The organism is Aeromonas sp. 75A (assembly GCF_051919425.1).
GTDB classification, from domain to species: Bacteria; Pseudomonadota; Gammaproteobacteria; order Enterobacterales; family Aeromonadaceae; genus Aeromonas; species Aeromonas veronii.
Genome location: NZ_JBQBES010000002.1, coordinates 2,384,184 through 2,409,265, shown reverse-complemented (window position 1 = coordinate 2,409,265; position 25,082 = coordinate 2,384,184). Strand labels below are relative to the sequence as shown.

At 60.8% G+C, this 25,082-nt stretch carries 22 protein-coding genes and 1 pseudogene; 14 read left to right on the top strand and 9 right to left on the bottom strand.

Annotated elements, in window-relative coordinates:
• Positions 1–7: 7 nt before the first annotated feature.
• From ACTG2T_RS11210 to lptM, 6 genes and pseudogenes are all read right to left on the bottom strand, one after another.
• Positions 8–718 (bottom strand): HAD-IA family hydrolase, encoded by a 711-nt coding sequence (locus ACTG2T_RS11210; RefSeq protein WP_330124692.1) that lies wholly within the window; start codon positions 716–718, stop codon positions 8–10.
• A 32-nt stretch (positions 719–750) separates the two neighbouring features.
• Entirely contained in the window at positions 751–1,728 is a 978-nt protein-coding gene (gene xerC / locus ACTG2T_RS11205; RefSeq protein ID WP_245095676.1) for a tyrosine recombinase XerC, read from the bottom strand.
• Positions 1,721–2,401 (bottom strand): DUF484 family protein, encoded by a 681-nt coding sequence (locus ACTG2T_RS11200; RefSeq protein WP_005336370.1) that lies wholly within the window; start codon positions 2,399–2,401, stop codon positions 1,721–1,723. The genes xerC and ACTG2T_RS11200 overlap by 8 nt, the downstream gene beginning before the upstream one ends.
• Before the next feature lie 92 nt (positions 2,402–2,493).
• Positions 2,494–3,324: a diaminopimelate epimerase gene (gene dapF / locus ACTG2T_RS11195; RefSeq protein WP_005336371.1), complete on the bottom strand. Its 831-nt coding sequence runs from the start codon at positions 3,322–3,324 to the stop codon at positions 2,494–2,496.
• A 75-nt stretch (positions 3,325–3,399) separates the two neighbouring features.
• Positions 3,400–4,649: pseudogene (gene lysA, locus ACTG2T_RS11190) on the bottom strand (diaminopimelate decarboxylase).
• Between the two features lie 32 nt (positions 4,650–4,681).
• Entirely contained in the window at positions 4,682–4,858 is a 177-nt protein-coding gene (gene lptM / locus ACTG2T_RS11185; protein ID WP_074045189.1) for an LPS translocon maturation chaperone LptM, read from the bottom strand.
• A gap of 73 nt (positions 4,859–4,931) precedes the next feature.
• Here lptM and cyaY point away from each other — a divergent pair, with 73 nt between their 5' ends.
• Together cyaY and ACTG2T_RS11175 are read left to right on the top strand one after the other, a co-directional pair.
• Entirely contained in the window at positions 4,932–5,246 is a 315-nt protein-coding gene (gene cyaY, locus ACTG2T_RS11180; protein ID WP_323978103.1) for an iron donor protein CyaY, read from the top strand.
• Positions 5,243–5,896, top strand: coding sequence for an alpha/beta hydrolase (locus ACTG2T_RS11175; RefSeq protein ID WP_330124693.1), 654 nt, complete (start codon positions 5,243–5,245; stop codon positions 5,894–5,896). The genes cyaY and ACTG2T_RS11175 overlap by 4 nt, the downstream gene beginning before the upstream one ends.
• 66 nt (positions 5,897–5,962) lie before the next feature.
• Here the strand turns inward: ACTG2T_RS11175 and ACTG2T_RS11170 are convergent, their stop codons facing one another.
• The gene (locus ACTG2T_RS11170) at positions 5,963–8,482 is read right to left on the bottom strand and encodes a class I adenylate cyclase (protein WP_330124694.1); all 2,520 of its coding nucleotides are present in this window, start codon (positions 8,480–8,482) and stop codon (positions 5,963–5,965) included.
• A gap of 323 nt (positions 8,483–8,805) precedes the next feature.
• Between ACTG2T_RS11170 and hemC the strand changes: the two genes are divergently transcribed.
• The 4 genes from hemC to ACTG2T_RS11150 are packed head-to-tail and all read left to right on the top strand — an operon-like array spanning position 8,806 to position 12,686.
• A complete protein-coding gene (gene hemC / locus ACTG2T_RS11165; RefSeq protein ID WP_330124761.1) occupies positions 8,806–9,735 on the top strand; it encodes a hydroxymethylbilane synthase in 930 nt (309 codons plus the stop codon).
• On the top strand, positions 9,732–10,466 hold the full coding sequence (locus ACTG2T_RS11160) for a uroporphyrinogen-III synthase (RefSeq protein ID WP_330124695.1): 735 nt from the start codon (positions 9,732–9,734) through the stop codon (positions 10,464–10,466). Before hemC ends, ACTG2T_RS11160 begins: the two co-directional genes overlap by 4 nt.
• Positions 10,463–11,512 (top strand): uroporphyrinogen-III C-methyltransferase, encoded by a 1,050-nt coding sequence (locus ACTG2T_RS11155; RefSeq protein WP_005336380.1) that lies wholly within the window; start codon positions 10,463–10,465, stop codon positions 11,510–11,512. Before ACTG2T_RS11160 ends, ACTG2T_RS11155 begins: the two co-directional genes overlap by 4 nt.
• Before the next feature lie 10 nt (positions 11,513–11,522).
• Positions 11,523–12,686: a heme biosynthesis HemY N-terminal domain-containing protein gene (locus ACTG2T_RS11150; RefSeq protein WP_330124696.1), complete on the top strand. Its 1,164-nt coding sequence runs from the start codon at positions 11,523–11,525 to the stop codon at positions 12,684–12,686.
• Positions 12,687–12,756: 70 nt separating this feature from the next.
• Here the strand turns inward: ACTG2T_RS11150 and ACTG2T_RS11145 are convergent, their stop codons facing one another.
• Both ACTG2T_RS11145 and glpX read right to left on the bottom strand, forming a co-directional pair.
• Entirely contained in the window at positions 12,757–13,008 is a 252-nt protein-coding gene (locus ACTG2T_RS11145; protein ID WP_005336384.1) for a YkgJ family cysteine cluster protein, read from the bottom strand.
• Between the two features lie 134 nt (positions 13,009–13,142).
• On the bottom strand, positions 13,143–14,153 hold the full coding sequence (glpX, locus tag ACTG2T_RS11140) for a class II fructose-bisphosphatase (protein WP_005336386.1): 1,011 nt from the start codon (positions 14,151–14,153) through the stop codon (positions 13,143–13,145).
• A gap of 221 nt (positions 14,154–14,374) precedes the next feature.
• On the opposite strand from glpX, the gene ACTG2T_RS11135 reads away from it, so the two are divergent.
• From ACTG2T_RS11135 to ACTG2T_RS11100, 8 genes are all read left to right on the top strand, one after another.
• Positions 14,375–15,430 carry a porin gene (locus tag ACTG2T_RS11135; RefSeq protein ID WP_019444867.1) on the top strand — a complete coding sequence of 352 codons (1,056 nt, stop codon included), beginning with the start codon at positions 14,375–14,377 and terminating at the stop codon, positions 15,428–15,430.
• A gap of 120 nt (positions 15,431–15,550) precedes the next feature.
• Positions 15,551–16,471 carry an ABC transporter substrate-binding protein gene (locus ACTG2T_RS11130; RefSeq protein ID WP_330124697.1) on the top strand — a complete coding sequence of 307 codons (921 nt, stop codon included), beginning with the start codon at positions 15,551–15,553 and terminating at the stop codon, positions 16,469–16,471.
• A 33-nt stretch (positions 16,472–16,504) separates the two neighbouring features.
• The gene (locus tag ACTG2T_RS11125; RefSeq protein WP_201943756.1) at positions 16,505–17,383 is read left to right on the top strand and encodes an EamA family transporter; all 879 of its coding nucleotides are present in this window, start codon (positions 16,505–16,507) and stop codon (positions 17,381–17,383) included.
• 435 nt (positions 17,384–17,818) lie between these two features.
• A complete protein-coding gene (yjeM, locus tag ACTG2T_RS11120; RefSeq protein ID WP_330124698.1) occupies positions 17,819–19,285 on the top strand; it encodes a glutamate/gamma-aminobutyrate family transporter YjeM in 1,467 nt (488 codons plus the stop codon).
• A gap of 259 nt (positions 19,286–19,544) precedes the next feature.
• Positions 19,545–20,456 carry a D-alanyl-D-alanine endopeptidase gene (gene pbpG / locus ACTG2T_RS11115; RefSeq protein WP_005336410.1) on the top strand — a complete coding sequence of 304 codons (912 nt, stop codon included), beginning with the start codon at positions 19,545–19,547 and terminating at the stop codon, positions 20,454–20,456.
• A gap of 223 nt (positions 20,457–20,679) precedes the next feature.
• Complete coding sequence (locus ACTG2T_RS11110) at positions 20,680–21,717, top strand: acyltransferase (protein ID WP_330124699.1); 1,038 nt, start codon at positions 20,680–20,682, stop codon at positions 21,715–21,717.
• 291 nt (positions 21,718–22,008) lie between these two features.
• Positions 22,009–24,051 carry a TonB-dependent receptor gene (locus ACTG2T_RS11105; RefSeq protein ID WP_139740491.1) on the top strand — a complete coding sequence of 681 codons (2,043 nt, stop codon included), beginning with the start codon at positions 22,009–22,011 and terminating at the stop codon, positions 24,049–24,051.
• Positions 24,052–24,115: 64 nt separating this feature from the next.
• Positions 24,116–24,739, top strand: a complete 624-nt coding sequence (locus tag ACTG2T_RS11100; protein WP_047438769.1) for a PepSY-associated TM helix domain-containing protein — start codon at positions 24,116–24,118, stop codon at positions 24,737–24,739.
• Positions 24,740–25,082 lie beyond the last annotated feature (343 nt).

Sequence of the window (25,082 nt, the reverse complement as noted above, 5' to 3'; positions counted from 1 at the left end):
AGCGCCATCAGAGCAGCAGCTCGGCCAGCTCCTCCAGTGCAGTCAGCTCCACGTCCGGCAACAGTTGCAGCTGTTGCCACGGTTGCTGCCGCTCGTTGAGCCAGGCGGCGCGAAAGCCGTGCAAACGGGCACCCAGCACATCGGTCTCGGGATGATCCCCCACATGGAGGATCCGCTCTGCTGGCAGCTTGAGGGTGCTGCGGGTCTGCTCAAACATATCCGGTGCCGGTTTCATTCTGGCGCCCGCCCCCGCCTTGCAGACCAGCGTGAAGTAGCGATCCAGCCCTGCCTGCGCCAGATCCAGATTACCGTTGGTGATGACCACCAGCGGGTAGCATTCGGCCAGTCTGGCCAGCAGCTGATGAGTGGACTCGCTCACCTCGATCTTCGAGCGCTCTGCCAGAAACGCAGCAAAGACCTGCTCCGCCTCGCGACTGGCCTGCTGGTCGGCCATCCCCCCCTCGACCATGGCGGTACGGATGGTCTGCTGGCGCGCCAGACTGACATCGTGGCGCAGCTCGGGGGAACCGTTCAGCACACTGCGCTTGAGTTCCAGCCAGCGCGGCTTGTCGAGCATGGCGGTGGCCAGATATTCGCTGCGCAGATGGCTCAGCATCCACTGCTCGGCGCGCACGATGGCGGGGCCGTTGTCATAGAGGGTGTCATCGAGGTCAAACGAGATGGCAGCAACCGGCTGCCAGCGGCGATAGAAGTGCATGGACTCTCCTCTGCATCACGGGCTCTGGCCCGTTATTCATCATCCTGCGCATCCGGGTCACGCTTGGCCCTGGGGTGGGCACTGTCGTAAACCTTGGCCAGATGCTGGAAGTCGAGGTGGGTATAGATCTGGGTGGTGGAGAGGTCGGCATGTCCCAGCAGCTCCTGCACCGCCCGCAGATCGCCGGAGGACTCCAGCATATGGGTGGCGAAGCTGTGGCGCAGCTTGTGGGGATGGACGTGGGCGTTGAGCGCCTGCTTGTTGCCCCAGCCATCAAGGCGGGCCTGCACCGAGCGGGCCGAAAGCCGCTGCTTGCGGCTGGAGACAAACAGCGCCTCGCTCTCGTCCCCGGCCAGCAGCGGGCGCACCTTGAGCCACTTCTGCAGCCACTCGACCGCCATCCGGCCGATGGGCAGCACCCGCTCCCGCGCGCCCTTGCCAGTCACCTTGAGCTGGCGGTCGTCGAGCTTCAGATCCACCAGATTGATCCCCACCAGCTCGGCCAGACGCAGCCCTGAAGAGTACATCAGCTCCATGATGGCGCGATCCCGCACCGCCAGCGGATCCTGCTCGTCGGTGATGTTGAGCAGCTGATGCATCTCGTCCACATCGAGGTTTTTCGGCAGCGGCCGCCCCTGTTTGGGGGTGACGATGCCACGGGCCGGATTGGCGGTCAGCCGCCCCTGCCGCACCTGCCAGTCGCAAAAGCTGCGCAGGGCAGAGACCTTGGTGGAAAGGGAACGAGGAGCAAGGCCCCCCTTGTGCATCCGGGTCACCAGAGTGCGCACCTGACTCGCCTCGAGCCGACCCCAGTCAGTGAGCCCCAGGGCCACCAGCTCGGCGGTCATCGCCTCCAGATGGGCTTGATAGTTATTGCGGGTATGAGGGCTGAGCTGACGCTCGACCCTCAGATATTCGATAAAGGCCGCCAGCTCGTCCGCCAGTACCGCAGGCAGTGGCGGTGCGACGACGGGAGCTTTGGCGGGCGCCCTGGCCGGTGTTCTAGCCATGAGTCAACTCGGGCAGACGCAGTTGCAGCAGGCGCCCCAGTTGGCCCAGCAGCAGGGTGTCGTTGTGGGGAGTAAAGTGGCCGGGATCCGAGCTGGCGAAGGCCAGCACGCCGAGATCGCCGAGCCGCATCAGGGCCACCGAGTTGACCAGCACATCGTGGCCAAACAGCGCCTGCTTCTCGCTCTGGCTTAGGCGGCCAAAGTAGTAATCCTGCCCCGGCAAACGCTGACCCAGCAGGGATTCGAGCTGCTTGCCCTGTGCCAGAAAACGCTGCTCGGGCCCGCTCAGGGCAAACTTCTTGGGATTGAGCCAGAGTCGCAGCCCGGTCAGGCGCAGTCGCTGGACAAAGGCCTTGCCCATCACGGCACTCACCTCGAACAGGGTCTGGCAACCGTACAGCTCGCCGTAGAGATCGGCATAGACCCTGAAGATCCGCTCGTTCTCGCTGGCGATCCCCATCAATTCGGTGATCTCCTGCTCCAGCTGTTCGATCCGCTCGCGCTGGCGCTCCAGCTGGCGCTCGACCAGCGAGACCGACCCTTTGCGTTCATGGGGAATGCGGATCCGGTCCAGCACGGCGGCATGGCGTTGGAAAAACTCGGGATAACGGGCCAGGTACTCCAGCACAGTGGCTTCATCCACCGATTGCTCCTGCCGTTTGAGTTCGCTCATAAATTGGTTGATCCATCAGAGAAATGGGGCTCGCTGCCCCGACATCATGGGCAAAGGGGGCCAACGCCCCCCGTACCTGAACCTTATATCGGCTAAACCTCTATCTGGCCGTCAAACACATGCTCGGCGGGGCCTGTCATATAGACCGGCTGTCCCGGCCCCTTCCAGGCGATGGTCAGCTTGCCGCCCGGCAGACTGACGGTGACCCGCTCCTTGAGCTTGCCCTGACTGATGCCAATCACCGCCGCCGCACAGGCACCGGTGCCGCAGGCCAGAGTCTCGCCACAGCCCCTTTCGAATACACGCAGCTTGATCTCGGTGGCGTTGACCATCTCCATGAAACCGACGTTGACCCGCTCGGGAAAACGCTCGTGGCGCTCCATGATGGCACCGAGCGTCTCGACCGGTGCATCGGCGACCGAAGGCACCTCGATGACGCAGTGGGGATTACCCATGGAGACCACGCCACACATCACGGTATGCTCCTGCGCCCGCAGCAGATAGGTTTTCTCTGCCTTCTGGGCCCGGAACGGGATCTTGCCCGGCTCAAACTGGGGAACACCCATGTTGACCGTGACCTGATTCTCCCCCTCCAGCTGCAACACGATGCGACCCCGGGCGGTACTGACCGCGATGCGATCCCGGTTGATCAGCCCCTTGAGACGCACGAAACGGGCAAAACAGCGGGCACCGTTGCCACACTGCTCCACCTCGCTGCCATCGGCATTGAAAATGCGATAGTGAAAGTCGAGTTCAGGGTCATAGGGCGGCTCCACCAGCAGCAGCTGGTCAAAGCCGATCCCGAAGTGGCGATCTGCCAGCTTCTTGATGACGTCATTGCTGAAAAATACCTTCTGGGTGACGCCATCCACCACCATGAAGTCGTTGCCCAAGCCATGCATCTTGGAAAAATCTATCAACATCGTGCATTCCTGTGCTGTTAGGGCTGTAAAAACTCACCGTCAACCGTTATGAAATCATTGTCCCAGCCTGCGCCATCAGGGCAGCAGGTGCTCACCGCGCCAGAGATCGGCCAACTGCTCACGCTCGCGGATCAGGTGTGCTTCGGCACCATCCACCAGCACTTCGGCTGCGCGCGGACGGGTGTTGTAGTTGGATGACATGGTAAAGCCGTAGGCTCCGGCCGAACGCACTGCCAGCAGGGAGCCCTCGGCAATGGCCAGGGTGCGCTCCTTGCCGAGGAAGTCGCCGGTCTCGCACACCGGGCCCACCACGTCATAGACCGCGGGAGCATGGCCGGCACGGCTATCCACCTCGATGATGTTCATCCAGGCGCCGTAGAGCGAAGGGCGCAGCATGTCGTTCATGCCGGCATCGATCAGCGCGAAGTTGCGGGTCTCGCCCGGCTTCAGGTACTCGACCCGGGTCAGCAGCACGCCGGCATTGGCGACGATGGCTCGGCCCGGCTCGAACAGCAGGGTCAGATCCCGGCCCGCCAGCTTCTGCTTCAGCGCTTCGGCATATTCGGTGGGAGGGGTGGCTGCTCGGAACCATAGTTGACCCCCAGACCGCCCCCCACATCCAGATGATGGATATGAATCCCTTCTGCAGCCAGACCGTCGATCAGCCGCAGCAACTTGTCAGCCGCCTCCATAAAGGGATTCAATTCAGTGAGTTGCGAGCCGATATGGCAATCCACCCCGACGATCTCGATGTTCGCCATCGCGGCCGCCTTGCGATAGATGGCTGGCGCCAGCTCGATGGGAATGCCGAACTTGTTCTGCTTGAGGCCAGTGGAGATATAGGGGTGAGTACCGGCATCGATATCCGGATTGACCCGCACCGAGACGCGAGCCTTCTTGCCCATGCTGCCTGCCACCCGATTGAGGCGCTCCAGCTCGGCTTCCGACTCCAGATTGAAACAGAGGATCTCTTTATCCAGCGCAAGGCGCATCTCGGCCTCGCTCTTGGCCACCCCGGAGAAGACCACCTTGGCCGGATCACCGCCCGCCGCCAGTACCCGCGACAGCTCGCCACCGGAGACGATGTCAAACCCCGAGCCCAGTCGTGCCAGCAGGTTGAGCAGCGCCAGATTGGAGTTGGCCTTCACCGCATAGCAGATCAGATGGGGAATATCGCCAGCGGCCTTGTCGAAGGCGTGCCAGTGGCGCTCGAGGGTCGCACGGGAGTATACGTAAAGCGGGGTACCGTACTGCTCGGCAAGCTGTTGCAGCGAGGTTTGCTCGGCCTGAAGCTGGCCGTCGGCGTCGTAGTTAAAGTGATCCAAGGGGGCGGTTCCTTCCTAGAATGGGTGCGGCATTAGTGCGGCGCGGCCTCGGTGGCAGCCTCGGAGGTCGCAGGCGGTGCTGCTTGCGGTGTACTCTGGCTCTGTGGCTGCTCGGGGGGCGGCATATAGAGCGGCCCCTTCAGACCGCACGCGGCCAACCCGAGGGACAGAAGAGTGGCAAGCAGACACTTGGTGAACTGAGTGATCATAATGGTTCGCTGCGAAAAAATTTTTGGCCCTCTATAATCGCACTCACATTGTTAAAAGCAACAGGATAAACCGATGAAGGATCACGAGTATCACGCCCTGACCGACGCCTTTTTCCAATATGTGGAAGACACGCTCGACGAGGGGTATCCGGATATCGACTGCGAACGCAGCGGCGGCGTATTGACCCTCTCTTTCGAGAACAAGACCAAGGTCATCATCAACAAGCAGGAGCCACTGCACCAGATTTGGGTCGCCACCCGCGAGAACGGCTTCCACTTCGAACTGCAGGGTGACACCTGGATCGACAACCGCTTCGGCCACGAGCTCAAGACGCTGCTGAGCCAATCCTGCACCGCTCAGGCGGGCGAAGAGGTGGTGTTCCCATGATCGATCTGCACCCGCAGGGCGCCCGTCACGCGGTGATCTGGCTGCATGGGCTGGGTGATTCCGGCGCCGGTCTCGCCCCGCTGGTGGACGCGCTGGATCTGCCCGCCGAGCTACCGGTGCGTCACCTGCTGCCGGATGCCCCCGAGCGCCCCATCACTATCAACATGGGCTACAAGATGCGCGGCTGGTACGACATCAGGAGCTTCGAGGATCCCGCCGAGCGGGCCGTGGAGTCCCATGTCCGTGAATCGGCCGACCAGATTGCCGCATTGCTTGACCAGCTGGTGGCCGACGGGTTTGCCCCCGAGCATATCGTGCTGGCAGGTTTCTCTCAGGGCGGGGTAATTGCCTCCTTCACCGCGCTGCGCTACCAGGCAGTGCTGGCTGGCCTGCTCTGCATGTCCACCTATCTGGCAGCCCCCGACAAATTGCTCGGCGAGATGAGCGAGGCTGCTCGCACCCTGCCCATCTGCTATATGCACGGCATCTATGACGATGTGGTGAGCCTGTCGCTCGGTTGGGATGCCAAGAACCGGCTTGAAGCTGCCGGGCTCGCCCCCGAGTGGCACGAGTACCCGATGCGTCACGAGATCTGCCGCCCGCAGCTGGGCGACATTCGCAGCTGGCTGCTGGCCCGCCTCGGCGCGTGAGCCCTTCCGGCAAAGCAAACGGCCTGCATCTGCAGGCCGTTTTTTATGGCGATTCCAACTGGCGGGTCAGCCCACTTCTCGAGCGGGCGGCACCTGTTCGCGCAGAGTGCCCTGACTGCGATAGGGGATCACATCCAGCTCGCCATTCACCTGTACTATCTCGTAGTACTGAGGCAGGTTGAAGTTGATGAACTGCCCATCATCGCTGAACCGCTCGTGATTGGAGGTGTAGAAGCGGTTGACCCCCGCCACCAGCTCATCCTTGTTGCCGGCAAAGTGCTGGTAGATCTCCACCCGGTTCGCCTCATCGAGGATATAGATGTTGGTGCCCGCATCCCGGGTATCGAAGAAGAACTGCACCAACCCTTCGCTGGCATAGGCATCGACGATGCTCGGCAGATGCTGGCTGTGGGTCTTGTCGAGCCGCAGCGGCAGGTGATCCAGCTTGTTGTGGGAGATGTGGCGGTAAAAATCGATGGCGTTTTCCAGCTTCTTCACCGACACCCCGCGCCGCTCGAAGAAGATGCCGTACTTCTCGCGGCCAAGGGCCATGGTCTTGACCAGCTGTTGCTTGTCGCGGGCAAGGCGCAGGTCGATACACTCCGCCACCAGCGTCTGGAAGCGGGAGCGCACCAGAGAGCGGAAGTGCTGGCTGTAGCAGAACACCTCGATCATCTCGGGGGCGGCAGCATCTTGATGCATCTTGCCGAGGATGGTGGTGAGGGCATCGACCACGGCTTCATCCCCCTGGAAGTGCAGGGTACGGATCTCGCTCCAGGAGTTGCGATAGACCAGATCCACCGAGCCGACCAGACACTCCTGATTGCGACCAAACGAGAAGACATCAACGGTGTTGGCGTCAAATTCGATCACCTGACCTACCCAGTGACTGGTCGGGTCCATCTCCAGATTGAGGAAGATCGAGAGCTGACGGATCTCGCATGGTCGGCTGAGGGCCAGGTTGGTGGCCAGCGGGTACTTCTCGGGGAAGCAGCCGGAGAGATCGCGGCAGAACTGGTGCAGATTGTCGATGTGCAGATCCGACCCCTGATTGAACAGGTGCACCCGCGACTGGGGCGTCAACAGATCGTTGAAGTAGGCCCAGGAGACCAGCTTGCTGATGTAACCGTTGAACTCCAGCGGCGCGCGGCCAATGATGTCCACCGGCTCCAGCGAATGTTTGTAGAGATACCAGCCTGCGCGGTTGAGGCGACCGTGGGGCACCTGCACGAAGCTGAGATCCGGCTCGCTCAGATCTGGCGCGATCTTGAGGTTGATGCGCTGCACCTTGCCCGGCAGGCTCTCGAACGCGGCGTAGAGTTTGCGCGACAGAATGCCGATATCTTCCGGGTTGATCGACTCGCTGATGTTGTTGCGGCGGGCGAACTGGATCAGGTTGCGGTAGCTCTGCATCAGGGCTTCCAGCAGCTCGGCGTGAGCGATCTTCACCTCTTCGATCTTCCACTCGTGGCGATGATCGAGTTGATAGAGCTTGTCCTGACTCCAGCCCCAGTAGGAGACCAGTTGGCTCATCTGCTCGCGGCGCCACTCGGGGGAGTGATCATCCTTGGGATGGCTGAGACCGTCGCACACCTTGAGGTAGAAGCAGCGGCGCACCAGATCGAGCCGCGCCATGTCGCCGATGGACTTGAGGTAGTTGGTCACCTTGTCCAGCATCAGACAGTAGTTGTCGAGCCGGTAGTGCATACCCTCGTTGTGCTGGAACCAGTCGCGACCAATCATCGACAGCAGGCGGGTGTTGGGATACTCGTGGGAGTAGGCCTCCATCAGCACCGACTTGAGCACCGCCTTGTAGGGGGAGTCGATCCCCTTATAGAGCTGCCACAGGGCGGAGCCGAAATACTCTTCGGCCGGAATACGGTCAAAACTGCCGAGATCGAGCCAGTCTTCCTGCTTGAGCTTGCCACTCTCGAACAGCTCGTTCACATACGCATCGTAGTGATCATCACACTCGGTGGGCACCAGATACCAGATCAAGCGTTTGCCCGCGATACGCATGGCACTGCGGTAGAACTCGTCGAGCAACAGCAGGTGCTGGGCACTGCCGCAGCTCTCCCCCTGCATCTGGGCATCGTTGGTCTGGCGGAACTTATCTTCCGGGATCAGGAAGAAGTTGAGATCGACCCCGCGCTGTTCGGCCCACTTGGAGAGTTGCTGGCACTTCAGCTCCAGCAGATCGAGCCGCTCCTGCGACAAACCGGCCACGTGGCAGACCCAGATATCGAGATCGGAGTGACAGCACTGGCCGATGGAGGAGGTGCTGCCCATGGAGTAGAGCCCCTGAATGGCTCGATCATGGGTTGCCAGACCGCTCTGACAGTTGGCGTTGCGGCAGAGGTCATCGATAAAGGCTTGCTGCTCGGCGCTGGCGCTGAAGCTCCAGATGCCATGAGGGACATCACCGGAGACATAACCGGGCAGCAGGGGATGATTGAAGTGCAGCATGACAGGCAGCAGTTGGAATACCTGCTGCCCATAGCGACTCATGAGGCCTAACGCCCGTTGCGTCTTGAGACGGGTAATGTCGTCATAACGCGCAACCAGCGTATCGATGTGTTCCTGCAATGCCCTGCCTATCACCTAAGTGAAAATGACGCACCAAAAGGGGGATACGTCAAAAAAGTGTGATCATGTTAACAATGCAAACAGCGGTGGTAAACAAGCCTTCAGCTAAACACCAGATTATTTCTGGTATGACCACATCAAGTATCAGGGGAAATCATTAAATTCCAATAAATTCAATTAATTAATCAACACCACATGCTTAATGAAAATCATTTTCAGCATGCATTTTTGAGCTTGGCCCCGCTTTTGCTGGCTCCGCCATGAAAGCCCGGGCAAAGGGTGGTAATATCGATTTCCTTCTAAAAATGAAACAACTGATTGATATGGCAGCCCGAACCCTGAAAATTGCCACTCGCAAGAGCCCTCTGGCCCTGTGGCAGGCCAACTTTGTCAAAGACCGGCTCGAAGCCCTGCACCCGCAGTTGCAGGTCGAACTAGTGCCCATGAGCACTCAGGGTGACAAGATCCTCGATACCCCGCTGGCCAAGGTCGGTGGCAAGGGATTGTTCGTCAAGGAGCTGGAGACCGCCATGCTGGAAGGACGGGCCGATATCGCCGTTCACTCCATGAAAGACGTGCCGGTGGAGTTCCCCGAGGGGCTCGGTCTGCACACCATCTGCGAGCGGGAAGATCCCCGCGACGCCTTCGTCTCCAATCGTTTCAAGGCCATTGCCGAACTGCCGCAAGGGGCCGTGGTCGGCACCTCCAGCCTGCGCCGCCAGTGCCAGCTGCGCGCCGCCCGCCCGGATCTGGTGATCCGCGACCTGCGTGGCAACGTCAATACTCGCCTCGCCAAGCTGGATGCGGGTGAGTATGACGCCATCATCCTCGCCGTCGCCGGTCTGAAACGACTGGAGATGGCGCACCGCATCACCGCCTTTATCGAGCCGGAGCAGAGCCTGCCGGCCAACGGTCAGGGCGCCGTCGGCATCGAATGCCGCCTCGACGATACTGAGCTGCACGCTCTGCTGGCGCCGCTGGAGCACGCCGAGACCCGCGCCCGGGTGTTGACCGAGCGAGCCATGAACCGCGCTCTGCAAGGGGGATGTCAGGTGCCTATCGGTGCCTACGCACTGGTCGACGGCGAGCAGATCTGGCTGCGTGGTCTGGTGGGTAGCCCGGATGGCAGCCAGGTGATCCGCGACGAGATCCGCGGCCCACTGGCCGATGGTGAGGCCCTCGGCGAGCAGTTGGCCCAGCGCCTGCTGGCCGCCGGTGCCGACGAGATCCTCGCCGAGGTCTACCGCACATGATCCCGCTGGTGGTGCGTCCGGCCGCCCAGGCCGCCGAGCTGGTGCAGTTGCTGCGCCAGCACGGCCATGCACCACTCTGCTGCCCGCTGCTGGAAACCGTGGCGGGCAGCGAACTCCCTCTCCTGCCCGACCTGTTGCGCAGTGCCGACGCGGTTATCGCCGTCAGCATCCATGCCGTTCATTTTGCACACGATTTTCTGTTGCAAACTGGTCAGACCTGGCCACATATTGAGTACTTTGCGGTGGGTCAGGCCAGCGCAGATGCGTTTGCAGCCATCGGCATCACGGCAAGTTGCCCGGATGACCCGTGTAGCGAAGGGCTGCTGGCCCTGCCCGCCCTGCAGCAGGTAGCTGGCAAACGGGTACTGATCCTGCGCGGCAATGGCGGGCGGGATCTCATCGCCAGCACGCTGGCCTCACGCGGTGCTCTGGTGCACTATTGTGCGGCCTATGAGCGCCACTACCCCGAGCTAGACGGGGACACATTAACCCGCCACTGGCAGGCAGCGGGGCTGGACAGCCTGCTCATTACCAGTGGTGAACTGTTGCAACGGCTGCTGGAGCTGGTTCCCACCAGCCAGCAGCCCTGGCTTTTTGACCGCCTGCTGGTGGTCCCCAGCCCGCGCGTGGCCGAGATGGCCCACTCCGCTGGCTTTATCCATATCACGATTGCCCAAGGTGCATCCAACCAGGCCCTGACGGCCGCACTGGAACTGAGGAAGATGGAATGACAGAACAACAAGAATCCCAGGTCAAACCCCAGCCGACCGCTGCGGTCAATGGCAGCAAGAGCCGCTCCGGTGCCGTACTGGGAGGGGTTGCCATCCTGCTGGCCCTTGGCCTGACCGGCGGTCTCTATCTGCACGGTCACAAGAATGCCGTGGCCCAGCAGGCTGAACTGGCCCAGCTCAAGCAGCAGCTGGCGAGCGCCCTGAGCAAGATCGACCAGACCAGCAGCAAGGATGCCGAGCAGCTGGCCGCACTGGATCAAACCCAGCAGCGGCTGCAAGGGGAGATGCAGGGTCTGCAGAACCGGGTACTGGATCTGAATGACAAGCGCCCCAACGACTGGATGCTGGCCGAATCCGAGTATCTGGTACGGATGGCGGGCCGCAAACTGTGGCTGGAGCATGACCTCGTCTCCGCCATCACCCTGCTCGGCAATGCCGACGAGCGGATCGCCGCCCTCAACGACCCCAGCCTGATGCCGATCCGCAAGGCGCTGGCCGAGGATATCGCCAAGCTCAAGGGGATGCCGCGCATCGACCGCGAGGGGCTGACCCTCAAGCTGGCGGCGCTGTCCGACCAGATCGAGCTGCTGCCCCTCTCCACCGTCAGCATGCCGGAAGCCAAGGCCGAGCCGGATCAGGCGGTCAGCACCAATCCCGACGAGTGGGAGAGCAACCTGAAGAAGAACTGGGTCAAGTTCACCGAGAACTTCGTCACCATCCGTCGCCGCGATGGCGCGGTCGAGGCGCTGCTCTCGCCACAGCAGGAGATCTTCCTGCGTGAAAACCTCAAAACCAAGCTGTTGCAGGCCCAGCTCTCCGTCTATCGCGAGCAGCAGGCGCTCTACGAAGACAGCCTGGACAAGGCCCAGCGCTGGCTGACCCAGTATTTCGACACCGACAACAGCGCCACCCGCTACATGCAGGGCGAGATCGACAAGCTCAAGGGTGAGCAGATCCAGATCGACTATCCGGCCCAGTTCAAGACCCAGGCGATGCTGGAGCAGGTGCTGACCGAACGCCTGCAACGCATTCTGGCCAGCAGCTGAGGAGGGCACCATGATCCGTATAATCATTCTGGTTGCCGTGATGGTCGCAGGGCTGATCTTTGGCCCGCAAGCCTCCGGTAACAAGGGCTATGTGCTGATTGCCCTTGGCAATTACACCATCGAATCTTCCGTCACCAGCGCGGTGATCATGGCAGTGCTGTTCTACGGCGCCCTGCTGATCGTCGAGTGGCTGCTGGGTCGGGTATTCGGCCTGCGCCGCAAGACCCTCGGCTGGTACGGCTCGCGCCGCCGCCGCAAGGCCAATCAACAGACCGTCGCCGCCACCCTGGCAATGGCCGAAGGGCACTACAGTCAGGCTGAAAAGCTGCTGATCAAGGGGGCCAGCAACAGCGACACCCCGCTGCTCAACTACCTGAGCGCCGCCAAGGCGGCACAGGCCCGTGGTGACGACGCCCGCCGGGATCAATACCTGCAAAAAGCGCAGGAGGAGAACCCCAAAGCCGAGCTGGCGCTCACCCTGACCCAGACCCAGCTGCAGATCGAGCAGGGCCAGTACGATACCGCGCTGGCGATGCTGGAGTCGGTCTACGCCCTCAACCCGCGCCACCCCATGGTGCTGGATCAGCTGCGTCAGGTACATCTGGCCCGTCAGGACTGGAGCGCCCTGTGCGACCTGATCCCGGCGCTGCACAAGGTGGGCAAGCTGACCCCCAAACAGGAAGAAGATCTGCTGCAACAGGCTTGGTCTGGTCGTCTGCAACAGGCTGCCGGCAGCCTCGAGACCCTCAAGGCGGTATGGCAGGATCTGCCGCGCAAGCTGCGCCTCGAGCCAGAACTGCTGGCCTGCTACGGCGATCTGCTGCGCCAGCTGGGTGCCGACGGCGAAGCCGCCACCCTGTGGCAGGAGGCGCTGCGCAAACAGCCGATGCCGCAGCTGCTGGCTCGCCTGCCCAAGCTGAAACTCGACAGTTACCAGCCGCTGCTGGCGCTGCTGCAAAAACAGCAGGGGCAACCGGAGGTGGACACCGCACTGGCCCAGCTCTATCTGCTGGCCGGTCAGCTGGACGATGCCCAGAAGCTGCTGGAGCAGGAAGTGGAGCGGGCGCCGAGCGCCGCCGCCTACCACGCCCTCGGCCAGCTGATGGACAAGCGCCGCCTCACCAACAAGGCCAACGAGTACTATCGTCAGGCACTGGAACTGGCGGGAGTCTGATCCCCGGCGAACAGAAACGCGAGAGGCCGCATGATGCGGCCTCTTTTTTTATCTCTTCGCCCTGCCCTCGTCAGGTGGTGAGCCGCTCCAGCTCGCCGATCAGCCAGATGGCCTCGGCGCGATGGCTGCCGCACACATCCATCATGGGGCGAAAACCGCCGCACACCGCCGGCCGCTCCGGTTGACCGAAGATCTTGCAGCCAAGGGCGCTATCGAGCTGGATACAGGGGACGCCAGCCGGTTTGCCATCTGGCATACCGGGAATGGCACTGCTGATACTGGGGGCGATGCAACAGGCAGCGCAGCCGCTACGACACTCCATAGACTCCACTCCTTTGGGACGGTCTGAGCCACCATAGCCGAAGCGGCGGCACAAACGTAGCTGGCGCACAAGAAAAAGCCCGACCGCACGGGCGATCAGGCTTCAGACAACACAGCCGGTTCAGCGAGACATAATCACAGGATGATGTCGCGTACCACGCTGTCTTTGCGTTCCAGGTAATGGATCGACTTGATACGACGAATGGTACGGGATTTACCACGGATCAACAGAGTCTCGGTGGTCGCCATCACGCCATCGCTGGTGATGCCGTCCAGCAGATCACCCTTGGTGATGCCGGTGGCGGAGAAGATGACGTTGTCATTCTTCGCCATGTCTTCCAGCTTGAGCACCTTGTTAACGTCGATGCCCAGCGCTTCGCAGCGGGCAATTTCCTGCTCGCCCAGCGCACGCACTTCCGGGCTGTCACCCTTGACGCGGTGACGCGGCACCAGACGGGCCTGCATGTCGCCATCCAGCGCACGGATCACCGCCGCGGAGATCACCCCTTCCGGTGCGCCGCCGATGCCATACAGCATGTCGACTTCGCTGTCCGGCAGACAGGTGAGGATGGAGGCGGCAACGTCACCATCAGGAATGGCGAACACCCGCACGCCCAAACCCTGCATCTCCTTGATTGCCTTGTCATGACGCGGCTTGGCCAGGGTAATGACGGTCAGACGGGAGAGCGGCTTGCCCAGCGCCTTGGCCACGGACTTCAGGTTCAGCTCGAGAGCCTGATCCAGGTCGATGGCGCCTTTGGCCTTGGGCCCGACGATCAGCTTTTCCATGTACATGTCAGGCGCTTTCAGGAAAGAACCCTTGTCGCCCACCGCCAGCACGGCCAGCGCGTTGGCCTGACCCATGGCGGTCATGCGGGTACCCTCGATGGGATCGACCGCGATATCCACCGCGTCGCCGTGTCCGGTACCGACCTTCTCGCCGATATAGAGCATCGGCGCTTCATCAATTTCACCTTCGCCGATCACAATCTCACCATCGATCTCGATCTGGTTGAGAATGTGGCGCATGGCCGCTACGGCCGCCCCATCAGCGATATTCTTGTCACCACGTCCGAGCCACTTGTAGCCAGCCAGTGCAGCCGCTTCCGTCACTCGGGAAAACTCGATTGCCAGTTCACGTCTCATCGCATATCCAACCTATGGAGCTCGAAAACGGGCGGCATTCTACCACAAGGGCAAACCTTTGCGCACAAAAGTAGCCACTGCGAGCAAGAATGTAGCCAATTCATCCAATTGCAACCCAATTGCCATCGACTCTTCATCCAACTGTCACCCCGCTGTCATCCCCGCTGCCTAGCATGACCCCGTTTTCAAAACAAAAGCTTGCAACACCACAAGGGATTAAGATGAAAAAGCTGACTGTAGTGGCACTGGCTCTCACCGCAGCCTTCCAGGCTCAAGCCGTTGAAGTGTACAAAAATGACACCTCCATGCTGGATCTCTATGGCCGTATCTACGCTGGCCACTTCTTTGGTGACAAGAAGGAACTGGATGCCAGCGGCAAACCGAAAAGCGAATACAGCGACAAGCAGGGTGCCAACCAGTTTGTCCGTTTCGGCGCCAAGGCCGAGACCCAAATCCAGAGTGGCCTGAAGGCTCTGGCTCAGTACGAAGTACAGATGTATATCAATGACAGCGAGAAGACCATCAGCGAGAACTCCGACAACCTGCGCACCCGTCTGGCGTTTGCCGGTGTCGGCGCTGACTGGGGCACCGTGACCTTCGGTCGCCAGAAAGGGGCCCCGGGTTTCCTGGCCGACTGGACTGATGTCTCCCTCTCCGACGGCTACGGCAACGAAGCGCTGGGCGCCAAGACCGACACCTTCGCCACCAACCGCGCCGGTTCCGTACTGAAATACTCCGGCCTGTTCAATGGCTTCCAGCTCGACACCAGCTACAAGTTCGACGGTGGTGACACCGAAGAGACCACCAGCAAGGATAGCGACGCCGCCTACGGTGCTGCCGTGGCCTACACCTTCCCGTTCAACCTGTCTCTGGGTACCGCTTACAACGTCGGTATCCGCGACAAAAGCGGTGAAGAAGATGCCAAGCTGTGGCTGATCTCCGCCAAGTTCGACAACAAGGCCGCCTACGCCGCCCTGAGCTATGCCGATGGCAGCGACTTCCTGGCGACCGGCACCGATCACACCGGTTGGGAAGCCGCGCTGGGCTACAACTTCGAGAACGGCTTCGGTCTGATGGCGCTGTGGAACAAACAGGAGCAGGACAAGGCTGGCATCAAGAAAGACAACGTGGATTACTACACCCTGGGTGCCCAGTACAAATTCAACAAGAACCTGCGGGTGATTGGCGAGTACCGTATCAACAATCTGGACAGCAAGGAGAGCGGCAAGCTCAACGTCAAGGATGACTTCCAGCTGGCTGCCCGCTACGACTTCTAATCGAGGTTTTGCGGATCCCCAAAGCGCGATGGCTTGCCATCGCGCTTTTTGCTGGGCGTCGCTCACGACCGGAGAAAGTGGCCTAGGCTCAACAGTAGATGTATCGCCGGAGAGATGATCATGGTCAGGCTGCCTTTCGTCCTGCTGTTGCTGCTGGCTCTTCCCGCTCACGCCCTCTCTATCGCCATGGTGCTGTGGCGCGGTGAAACCGCAGCCGAAGCGGGCTTTCGGGCAGAGCTGACCCGCCTTGGCTATCAGGCCACCATCACCACCTATAACGCCGATCAGGATCGTACGGCGCTGGCAACCATGCTGCGCCAGCAGATGCTGCCGAAACTGGCCGAATACGACTACATCTACACTTTTGGCACCACCGCCACCACCATGACCAAGAGTCTGGTGGCCAACCGCAAGCCTCTGATTTTCAATGTGGTTTCCGATCCGGTCGGGGCTGACATTCTCTCGGAAGACAAAGCCCAGAACAGCATGGTAGCCGGGGTAAGCAACATGGTGCCGATGGCGCTGCAACTGGCCAACGCCAGCGAGCATCTGGCCACCGGCAAACGGCTGCTGCTACCCTTCAACCCCCGTGAGCAGAACACCCTGCTGGTGGCCGATATGCTGCTCAATGAAGCGAAACGCTATCAGTGGCAGATGGTCACCTGGCGAATGGCCCCTGACCCACGGCGGCTGGACAACGAACTGAAGCGGCTGCAACAGGATGCCAAAAACGACATCGTCTTTCTGGCCGCAGACAGCTATCTGCTCTCCATCGCCCCCCGTTTGCTGAATGCGCTCAACGCAGCGGCCATCCCTACCATCTGCAGTGCCGAGCTGTTCGTCGAGCACGGCTGCAGCATTGGCACCATCAGCAGCTACGAGGCACTGGGCAAGATGGCCGCCGGGATCATCCACCGCCACCAGCAGGGAACAGCACTGCAGGATATACCGCTGCAGACCGATCCCCATCCCAAACTGGTGTTGGGGCAACTGGGTAACGCCACCACGCAGGAGGCGAGCCCCGAAAAGCCGAAGCCTTGATAAAGATCTCGGCCAATCAGGCTCCGGGCGGGTATGCTGTTGACCCCCATCGCCCGAGAGCCCTTTCCCATGAGCACCACCGTCTTTTTTGCCGTTCTGCTGGCAGCCCTGCTTCACGCCAGCTGGAATGCGCTGGTCAAAATTGGCGAAGAGCGGCTGGTGGGCGTGTCACTGGTGGCGATCTTCTCAGGGCTTATCGCCGCCGTGGCGCTGCTCCCCATGGGGCTTCCCTCTGCTGCCGAGCTGCCCTGGCTCGGCCTCTCAGTCCTGCTCCATATCGGTTACTGCCTGTTTCTCAGCCATGCCTACAATCAGGGCGATTTTGGCCAGATCTATCCGCTGGCCCGTGGCAGTGCCCCGCTGCTCGCCATGGCGTTAAGTGCCCTGCTGCTGGGGGACTACCCCGGTTACGGCGGCATCATCGGCGCCTGCGTGCTGATCATGGGGGTCTTGCTGATGGCCTGGCGAGGCGGGCAGCAGCGCCTTGACAGCAAGGCAGTTCGGGCAGCACTGATCACGGCCATGTTCACGGCGACCTATACCCTCTCGGATGGAGCCGGCGCCCGCGCAGGGGGTGAACCGGTACGCTACACCCTCTGGCTCTTTGCCTGTACCGGGCTGGCGATGCTGCTGGTGTTGCTCGTCCACCAGAAACGCAACGCATGGCGCCAGATCCGTCGCCATGCGATGGCGGGAATTGCAGGAGGTGCCATGTCACTGCTCGCCTACGGAATTGTTATCTGGGCCATGACCCAAGCCCCCATTGGCGTGGTCGCGGCTCTGCGCGAAAGCAGTGTGCTGTTTGCCATGCTGCTCTCGGTCTGGCTGCTGAAAGAGCCGCTCGGGCGCATGCGGCTGACGGCGGCGGCCATTATCACTGGCGGCGTGCTGCTGACCCGGCTGGGAGGATAAGCGCTGTCGCCATTGGTGCGGATTTATCAGGCAGGATGGCGTAATTCACTCCGCCAAATATGCCGAATACGAATAATGGAAATAAGTGTCGGCCCGGGCGTAAATGTTTACATCCGCAACGTATCAATTAACTGGCAGGTCTGTTTATTTCAACCACAGCTTCATTCGGGAAACTTACCTGCCCAGCAACATTAATGATAAAATCGTTCACAGTTAATTTTCGGCAACGCTGACCAATACCGCGCATGGCACAGACCATGCCGCTCCGCCCATACATTCATTGACCGCCTGACGGGTAAGCCAGCCCGGTCAGAGATGACCCGATCGCGCCCGCCACAGCAGGATGGCATGGCGCTACCGCGTTATTAATGGGTCCGGTTTCGTCCGTTTAATTTTTGATTATTTTAAATCCAGCACCATCAGGGAGTTTTTAATATGTCAGCAAAAAAGCTGAAGTTGGGCGCCTTTATATTGATGATATTAACATCGGTATTTGGCGTCACTAATATCGGGATCGGTTTTTACCGAATGGGATATGCCGCCATTCCGATGTTCGTGATCGGCGGTCTGTTTTTCTTCATCCCGTTCATTTTGATGATGATTGAGTTTGGTACCGGTTTTCGCAAAGAGGCGGGCGGCATCTTTACCTGGATGCGCCACTCGGTCTCGACCCGATTCGCCTTTATCGGTCTGACCATGTGGTTCGCCTCCTACGTCATCTGGATGTTTGGCAAGGCGCTCTCCATGTGGGTGCCCCTCTCCTTCATGCTGTTTGGCCGCGACATCACCGTCATCCCGGTCACCCTGGGCACCGGCATCGACTTCGGCCCCTTTATTCTGGGAGTGGTCGCCATCGCTCTGGTTGCCACCGTCACCAAGCTCATCACCCTGGGTAGCGCCCGCTTCGCCAAAGTGGCGGCCATCGGCGGTCTCTCCGTGGTGGCACTCAACGTGTTGCTGCTGGTCGGTGGCGTCTTCACCTTCGCGGTGAGCGGCATGACTCTGCAGGAGCCCTTCACCCAGGCATCGCTGACGGCTTCTCCCAATGCCGCTTTCAACGACATCATCCCCTTCCTCGGCTTTATGGTGTTCGCCATCTTCGCCTACGGCGGGGTCGAGGCGATGGCCGGGGTGGCTGACGAGCTGGAAGATCCGGAGCGTGACCTCAAGCGCGGCATCTTCCTCTCCGGCGCCTTCATCGTGCTCTGCTACATCATCGGCTTTCTGGCGGTCGGCTCCATCATGCGCTGGAGCGACTTCCCGGCCGAGGGGATCACCTCTCTCTCCGCCCTCTTCATCATCATGCTGGAGCTGGGGCGCCATCTTGGTGGCGAGTGGCTGGGACAGGTGTTCATGCGCTTTGCCGGATTGGGCATGTTCCTGAGCTATCTGGGTGCCTTTATCGCCCTCTCCTACGCACCGCTGCGCCAGTTCATCACCGGCACCCCGAGCTACTTCTGGCCGGAGCGTTTCCAGCGCGAGAACGAGAATGGCGTGCGGATTGAAGCCCTCAAGGTGCAAGCCTGGGTGGTCTGTCTGTTCATTGCCGCCAAGTCCATCTTTACCCTGATCAACCCGGAAGGGGCCGCCGCCCTCTATGAGCTGATCATCACCATGACCAACGTCGGCATGACCCTGCCCTACATGTTCCTCATCTACGCCTGGTATCGCTATCGCAACAACCCGGCGCTGGGCAAGGACCTGACCTTCTTCAAGAGCGCGGGCTCGGTACTGCTTGCCACCATCATCAGCCTGATCCTGGTCGCCTTCGGCAACGTCTTTACCGTGGTCGCCCCCTTTATCTCCGGCGATATCTCCACCGGCGTCTGGACCATCATTGGCCCGCTGCTGTTCGTGGTGATCGCCATGCGCTTCAAGATAAAGCAGGAAGATGCCCACTAACCGGCAGGCAATGCTCCATGCCAATCGGGACCGTTCTGGTCCCGATTTTTTTAGCGCTGGCTTCCGCTCATCATCACGGCCAGCCCATAGTTTCAATGCAAAAAAAGACTCCATGGAGACCTCTTTTACGCACTCCTCGCCGTCAAAGCACGCTCAACGCCGTAAATTATCAATATCAAGGTGAGAATGATTGTGAAGCGCCAGTTCACGACATATAACTTAGCGAGATATCCCTGTATTTCGTCCGGTAGAGCTGATCATGATGATGCGTTCCCTCCTTCCCCTGTTGCTTGGCGCAGTAATGCTGCCGGCCACTATGGACAGTGCCCATGCCAACCCCTTTTCCGCCAGCAGCAAGAGCAGCAGCGGCTTTCTCGAGCGACGGGATGTGCCCAACCTCAGCTCGGCTGCCTTCGTGGTGGCCAACCACAGAACCGGCGAGGTGATCTCCGAGCGCAACGGCAACCGGGTAATGCCCATCGCCTCACTCACCAAGCTGATGACGGCGCTGGTGGTGCTGGATGCCAACCTGCGCCTCAACGAAATGCTCACCGTGACCAATGCCGACATCGACCGCATCAAGGGAACCGGCTCGCGCCTGGCCATCGGCTCCAGGCTCAGCCGCGCCGAAATGCTCCATATCGCCCTGATGTCCTCTGAAAACCGCGCCGCCTCGGCGCTGGCCCGCCACTATCCCGGCGGCCAGCGTGCCTTCGTCGAGGCGATGAATGCCAAGGCCCGCATGCTGGGTATGTGGAATACCCGCTACGCCGACAGCACAGGGCTCAACCCGCGCAATGTCTCCACCGCGCAGGATCTCGCCAAACTCGCCGCCGCAGCGGCCTCCTATCCGCTGATCCGCCAATATTCCACCGACGAGCAGAGCTATGTGCGTACCAACAAGCGTCAGCTGCACTACCTCAACTCCAACCGGTTGATCCGCGAAGGGCAATGGGAGTTCACTCTCTCCAAGACCGGCTATATCCGCGAAGCGGGCCGCTGTCTGGTGCTGGGCACCAAGGTCAATCGTGAGCCGGTGATCATGGTGTTGCTCAATGCCGAGACCACCAACGATCGGGTCGCCGACGCCAAGCGGATCAAAACATGGCTGGAGAGCTCGGGCAGAACCACCCTTGCAGCCAACCAGAGCAGCATGCTGACTCACCAGTAAGCTCGAGATCCCCAACCAAGCGAGGCACATGCCTCGCTTTTTTTATCTGCATGAGCGCGCCCAAAAAATGGGATCCAGTTCCCGCTACAGGTAACACCTTCCGCCATCCCGTTACAAAACGTAACTACTCAACAGCGTGATTCACACTAATAGAATCAATTGGTTGTAAGTTTTCGGCAAGAATTTTAGCGTGCCATCACAACCCCTGTAGCGACGAGCCACCATGCGTATTTCCAGTATCGAGTGCGGGCGGGTACTGGCCATTCTGGCCGTGATGACCATTCACGTATCCCCCTTCGCCAACCCCTTCAACCCCGCCCTGTGGGGAAGCGGATCCTGGCTCTGGCTGAGCGGCACCATCAACCAGCTATGCCGCTTTGCCGTGCCGCTGTTTTTCCTCTGTGCCGGTTACTTTCTGCAGCCGAGACTGAGTCGCGAGGCGCCGCTGACCGTTGCCTGGCGCTACTGCCACCCCTTGCTGCTGCTCTGGCTGGTGTGGAGTCTGGTCTACCTGCTGGTGCCGTTCAATCCGCTGGATGCCGTGCAGCAAGGCTATCTGGCCTCCCTGCGCGGGCAGTGGCAATTCCAGCTCGGCGACCCCCTCAATGGCTGGCTGGTGGGCGGCATGATCCACCTCTGGTTCCTGCCAGCCCTGATCATGGCGGTGACCCTGCTGGCACTCTGCTACCGGCTTGGCAGACCAGCGCTCGCCCTCTGGCTGGGTCTTGGCCTCTACCTGCTGGCGCTGCTGGGGGGCTCCTATGCCAAGCCGCTGCTAGGCGCCGAGTGGCCACTGCTCACCCGTAACGGCCCCTTCTTCTCCCTGCTGTTTGTGGCGCTCGGTGCCCTGCTGCGCCAGCGTCAGTGGCAGCCCGATGCCCGCACCGGCTGGCAACTGCTGCTGGTGGGCGTGGCGCTCTATGGCTGTGAAGCCTGGGCGCTGCAGCACTTCGCCGGGGTGCCACTCACCCGCCACGACTTCCTGCTCGGCTCCCTTCCCTGGACTATCGGCCTGTTTGGCCTGCTGCTGGCCAACCCCGAGTGGGGCAAGGGCAGCTGGCTTGAGCGCCAGGCCCCCAAAGTGCTCGGGATCTACTGCCTGCACATGATGCTGGTGGTCTGGCTCTTCGTATTCGGCCCGCAGGGCGCATCCATCCTGTGGGAGATCACCAAGGTGCCGCTGCTGCTGGGATCGTCTCTGCTGGTCTATCGCCTGCTGGCGACTATCCCCCTCACCCGCCGACTGCTGAGCACTCGCTGAGTCCGATATCCGGCCCGTCCTATCGGGCCGGATATCGCTTCACATTTCGCACCTTTTTCTTCCGCTACGCCCTTTTCCCTCGCTTCGTTCTCGCGGTTTGCTGTAATGGCTCTGCTTTTCAGCCGAGCTCTGCCGACCACACAACACGCACCCAAAGCCCCCTCCATTTTCACCTTGCCAGACAAATGAAAATCAATATCATTGGCATCCCGCTTAAGCGGGTCAGGCTAATTATAATTAAATCAATATGTTCGAGCCGTCAGGTCGACATCCAAAGAGTCAATATTGAATATGCAGCACCCTCACTTTCGCAGAACGCTGGTCTCGCTGGCACTGCTGGGCACCGGCTTCACTGCCCAGGCCGCCGATGAAACCATGACAGTGGTTGGCAAACGATCCCAGCATCAGGAAGTTGCCACCGCAACCCGTACCAATACGCCAGCCAAGCTGGTGCCCCAGACCATCGACAGCGTCAAGGTCAGCGAGCTGACCGCCTTCGGCCAACCGACGCTGAGCGAAGCCCTGAGCGGCATTCCCGGGGTCAACGCCAGCGGTGATACCCGCTTCGACGGGGTCAACATCCGCGGCTTCAGCGCCAGCAACGACTTCTATCTCGACGGGTTCCGCGACGACATGCAGTACACCCGGGATCTCGGCAACATCGAGCGGGTAGAAGTGCTCAAGGGCCCGGCCGCCGTGCTCTACGGCCGAGGCAGCACGGGGGGCATCGTCAACCGGGTCAGCAAGAAACCACAGAAAGGGCAGGAGTCCAGCGTCACCGCCCGGGTCGGCAGCTTTGACAGCCAGCGGCTGGCCGCCGACCTCAATGGCGAGGCGAGTGAGCAGGTGCAACTGCGCCTCAACATGGCGCAAGAGGACAAAGATAGCTTCCGCAACGGAGTGAAGAGCAAGCGCACTCTGCTGGCCCCCTCCGCCAACTGGGAGATCAGCGACAACCTCAACTGGCTGGTGCAGTACGAGCGCAACGAACATGACCGCACCCCGGATCGCGGCATTCCCGGGGTCAATGGCCGTCCGGCCGATGTGCCGCGAGAGTATGTTTACAGCGATACCAGCCGCGACTTCATCGATGACGTGGCGCAATCCACCCGCTCCCGCCTCTCCTGGGATATCAACGATCAGTGGCAGTTGCGCCAGCAGCTCGGGTACTCCACCCTCGACAGCCAGTTTGACAACACCTATGTCACCAGCGTCAAAGGGGATCAGGTGACCCGCTCCCGCTGGCAGCAGGATCTGAAAGCGAAGAACCTGATCAGCAACACCGAGGCCGAAGGTCTGTTCCAGACCGGCCCGGTGGAACATCGCCTGCTGGTTGGCTTCGAGCAGAACTGGCAGGAGCGCACACCCAAGCTCTACCAAAATGCCACCGCCATCCCGTCTGGCAATCTCTACGATCCGGGCTCGCTGCCCACCTACAATGGCGCCATGAAGCTCTCCAGCGACGCCAAACACAAGGTGCGCGGCAATGGCCTCTATCTGCAGGATCAGCTCAGCCTGGGTGACTGGCATCTGGTTGGCGGGCTGCGCCGTGACGACTTCACCGTCACCAGTCGCCGCTACGACCTCAACAAGGAGGAGAGCGTCTCGGTCAACAGCCTGAGCCCGCGCCTCGGTCTGGTGTGGAATCCCCTCGAGGATCACGCCTTCTACACCTCCTACAGCAAGACCTTCACTCCGGTGGGCGGCGAGCTGATCGGCATCACCCCGGGTGACAAGAACAACGGGCTGGAACCCCAGCACACCCGCCTCTACGAAGGTGGTGTGAAGAGTGACTGGCTGAACGGCAAGCTGGCGACCACTCTCTCCCTCTATCGACTGGAGATGTACAACAAGCGCACCAAGGATCCGCTGGATCCCACCAAGGTGATCCTCACCGGCCTGCAGCGTACCGAGGGGGTCGAGCTGAGCGCCCGTGCCGAGCTGACCGACGAGATCTACCTGCGTGGCGGCTTCGCCATTCAGGATGCGGAGCAGGTCAAGGCGGATGCGGATCTGCAGGGCAAGCGCCCGATGAACGTCTCCCGCCAGAATGGCCAGTTCTATCTCGGCTACAAGAGTGGCGAGCAGGGCTGGTTCGGTGAAACCGGCGTAACGGCGGTGGGCGATCGCTTCGCCGACAACGCCAACACCACCACACTGCCCGGTTACGCCCGCTTCGATGCGCGCGCCGGTTATCGCTGGCAGCAGTGGGAAGCCGAGCTGAGCGCCGAAAACCTGACCGATCACGAGTACTTCGTCAGCGCCACCAGTGCCAACCAGATCATGCCGGGCACACCCCGTCAGCTGAGTCTGACCGGAACATACCGCTTCTGATCTCTGTGACAACCACCCCGACTGGCCAGCCCTTGCTGGCCAGTTTTTTTATGAAGCAACCACGATGAAACGCAGAAGAGTTCCCCTTCACAACAACAAATGGGTACGCCGCCTCCATGCCTGGGCCGGTTTTTTTACCCTCGCCCTGATGCTGATGTACGGCATCACCGGTCTCTGGCTGCAACACCGTGCCGTGTTGCCCATCCCCGGCCCCCACACCGACAAATCGAGTGAAGAGATAGTGCTGGAGGCGCCACTCGCCAGCCCGGAGCAGCTGAAAAGCCTGCTGCAACAGCGCTATCCCGATACCTTTGCCGACGGGCGAACCATGATCACCCCGGCCCAGACCCTGCCCACCCCGAACGGCCCGCTCACCCTGCCCGCCAAGTGGGAGATGCGCGGCGTCACCCTCAGCCAAAGCGTGGCCGCCAGCTATGTTGAGGGTACCCTGCTGGTACGTACCGACCTGCAACTGGCCAACTTTGCCGCTAGCCTCAACCGGCTGCACCGCGGCATGGGCACCGGCCTCGGCTGGCAGCTGTTTGGCGATATCGCCGCCCTGGCCCTGCTGCTGCTCGCCCTCACCAGCCTGTTTATGTGGACCAAGCTGCACGGCACCCCCAGAGCCATCATAGCGCTGACACTCGCTGGCAGCCTCGGCACCCTGCTGTTTGCCCTGCTGGGGTAACGCAGCAATCATGATCTGATGCAGCAAGGTTTGGAAAGAAAACCGCAATAGAAACAGGCCGCTGGCGGTGATGTCGTCAGCGGCCACATCAAGAAAAGGAAATAACGGAGAGCGGAAAAAGAGAAGGGATACCAAGAGGTAACGGGAAGTACTGCCTGCTCAGCAGCAACGCACCAATGCGCAGGAACGCCAAAAAACAAAAGGCCATCATTGCTGATGGCCTTTTGTCATGAATTTGATGGTGCCCGGGGTCGGACTCGAACCGACACGGTTATTCACCGGCGGATTTTGAAACCATCGCAAGTCATGTTGAATCAATGACTTGCCGTGTTTTCGCGGGTTT